Origin of the sequence: Vibrio sp. 1-2 (7-a), assembly GCF_013048515.1 — a bacterium.
Lineage (GTDB): Bacteria > Pseudomonadota > Gammaproteobacteria > Enterobacterales > Vibrionaceae > Vibrio > Vibrio diabolicus.
The window spans coordinates 1-3,126 of sequence record NZ_VHSQ01000024.1 but is presented as its reverse complement, the minus strand read 5'-3'; the positions used below and the strand labels follow the sequence as shown (position 1 = coordinate 3,126).

2 rRNA genes are annotated in these 3,126 nt (G+C 51.2%); both read right to left on the bottom strand.

The window, feature by feature from the left end:
- Positions 1-4: 4 nt before the first annotated feature.
- A 5S ribosomal RNA gene (gene rrf / locus FKN08_RS23555) occupies positions 5-121 on the bottom strand.
- Between the two features lie 92 nt (positions 122-213).
- Positions 214-3,104, bottom strand: a 23S ribosomal RNA gene (locus FKN08_RS23550).
- Positions 3,105-3,126 lie beyond the last annotated feature (22 nt).

Genomic DNA, 3,126 nt, shown 5'->3' with positions numbered 1-3,126 from the left:
TAAAGCCTGGCGATGTCCTACTCTCACATGGGGAAGCCCCACACTACCATCGGCGCTATTTCGTTTCACTTCTGAGTTCGGCATGGAAATCAGGTGGGTCCAAAACGCTATGGTCGCCAAGCAAATTCTTTAATTCGGAAAGCTGTTTCTTAATTCTCGTTCTTACACATTCAACGTTCTTAGTTGAGTCCATCAAAACCCCTTGGGTGTTGTATGGTTAAGCCTCACGGGCAATTAGTACAGGTTAGCTCAACGCCTCACAACGCTTACACACCCTGCCTATCAACGTCGTAGTCTACGACAACCCTTTAGGATACTTAAAGTATCAGGGAGAACTCATCTCAAGGCTCGCTTCCCGCTTAGATGCTTTCAGCGGTTATCGATCCCGAACTTAGCTACCGGGCAATGCGTCTGGCGACACAACCCGAACACCAGAGGTTCGTCCACTCCGGTCCTCTCGTACTAGGAGCAGCCCCTTTCAATTCTCCAACGCCCACGGCAGATAGGGACCGAACTGTCTCACGACGTTCTAAACCCAGCTCGCGTACCACTTTAAATGGCGAACAGCCATACCCTTGGGACCGACTTCAGCCCCAGGATGTGATGAGCCGACATCGAGGTGCCAAACACCGCCGTCGATATGAACTCTTGGGCGGTATCAGCCTGTTATCCCCGGAGTACCTTTTATCCGTTGAGCGATGGCCCTTCCATTCAGAACCACCGGATCACTATGACCTGCTTTCGCACCTGCTCGAATTGTCATTCTCGCAGTCAAGCGGGCTTATGCCATTGCACTAACCTCACGATGTCCAACCGTGATTAGCCCACCTTCGTGCTCCTCCGTTACGCTTTGGGAGGAGACCGCCCCAGTCAAACTACCCACCAGGCACTGTCCGCAACCCCGATAAGGGGTCGACGTTAGAACATCAACACTACAAGGGTGGTATTTCAAGGACGGCTCCACGCAATCTAGCGACTGCGCTTCAAAGCCTCCCACCTATCCTACACATGTAGGGTCAATGTTCAGTGCCAAGCTGTAGTAAAGGTTCACGGGGTCTTTCCGTCTAGCCGCGGGTACACTGCATCTTCACAGCGATTTCAATTTCACTGAGTCTCGGGTGGAGACAGCGTGGCCATCATTACGCCATTCGTGCAGGTCGGAACTTACCCGACAAGGAATTTCGCTACCTTAGGACCGTTATAGTTACGGCCGCCGTTTACCGGGGCTTCGATCAAGAGCTTCGACCGAAGTCTAACCCCATCAATTAACCTTCCGGCACCGGGCAGGCGTCACACCGTATACGTCATCTTGCGATTTTGCACAGTGCTGTGTTTTTAATAAACAGTTGCAGCCACCTGGTATCTGCGACTCTCAATAGCTCCATCCGCGAGGGACTTCACCGTCGAGAGCGTACCTTCTCCCGAAGTTACGGTACCATTTTGCCTAGTTCCTTCACCCGAGTTCTCTCAAGCGCCTTGGTATTCTCTACCCGACCACCTGTGTCGGTTTGGGGTACGATTCCTTACAATCTGAAGCTTAGAGGCTTTTCCTGGAAGCATGGCATCAATGACTTCACATCCGTAGATGCTCGACGTCGTGTCTCAGCCTTAAGAAGAGCCGGATTTACCTAACTCTTCAGCCTACGCACTTGAACCTGGACAACCGTCGCCAGGCCCACCTAGCCTTCTCCGTCCCCCCATCGCAATTGTAAGAAGTACGGGAATATTAACCCGTTTCCCATCGACTACGCCTTTCGGCCTCGCCTTAGGGGTCGACTTACCCTGCCCCGATTAACGTTGGACAGGAACCCTTGGTCTTCCGGCGAGGAGGTTTTTCACCCCCTTTATCGTTACTCATGTCAGCATTCGCACTTCTGATACGTCCAGCATGCGTTACCACACACCTTCAACCGCTTACAGAACGCTCCCCTACCCAATATACAAAAGTATATTGCCGCAGCTTCGGTTTACTACTTAGCCCCGTTACATCTTCCGCGCAGGCCGACTCGACCAGTGAGCTATTACGCTTTCTTTAAATGATGGCTGCTTCTAAGCCAACATCCTGGCTGTCTGAGCCTTCCCACATCGTTTCCCACTTAGTAGTAATTTGGGACCTTAGCTGGCGGTCTGGGTTGTTTCCCTCTCCACGACGGACGTTAGCACCCGCCGTGTGTCTCCCGGATAGTACTTACTGGTATTCGGAGTTTGCAAAGGGTTGGTAAGTCGGGATGACCCCCTAGCCTTAACAGTGCTCTACCCCCAGTAGTATTCGTCCGAGGCGCTACCTAAATAGCTTTCGGGGAGAACCAGCTATCTCCAGGTTTGATTGGCCTTTCACCCCTAGCCACAAGTCATCCGCTAATTTTTCAACATTAGTCGGTTCGGTCCTCCAGTTGATGTTACTCAACCTTCAACCTGCCCATGGCTAGATCACCTGGTTTCGGGTCTATATCCAGAGACTGAACGCCCAGTTAAGACTCGGTTTCCCTACGGCTCCCCTAGATGGTTAACCTTGCCACTGAATATAAGTCGCTGACCCATTATACAAAAGGTACGCAGTCACAGGACAAAGCCTGCTCCTACTGCTTGTACGTACACGGTTTCAGGTTCTATTTCACTCCCCTCACAGGGGTTCTTTTCGCCTTTCCCTCACGGTACTGGTTCACTATCGGTCAGTCAGTAGTATTTAGCCTTGGAGGATGGTCCCCCCATATTCAGACAGGATATCACGTGTCCCGCCCTACTCGATTTCACTGAATATGCGTCGTCAGTTACGGGGCTATCACCCTGTATCGCCAAGCTTTCCAGCTTGTTCACCTGACGCCTATAAAGCTTAAGGGCTAGTCCAATTTCGCTCGCCGCTACTTTCGGAATCTCGGTTGATTTCTTTTCCTCGGGGTACTTAGATGTTTCAGTTCCCCCGGTTCGCCTCGTTATGCTATGTATTCACATAACGATACTTACTTATGTAAGTGGGTTTCCCCATTCGGAAATCCCAGACTCAAGTGGTTTTTACTACCTAATCTGGGCTTATCGCAAGTTAATACGTCCTTCATCGCCTCTGACTGCCAAGGCATCCACCGTGTACGCTTAGTCACTTAACCATACAACCCGAAGGAGTTTCGA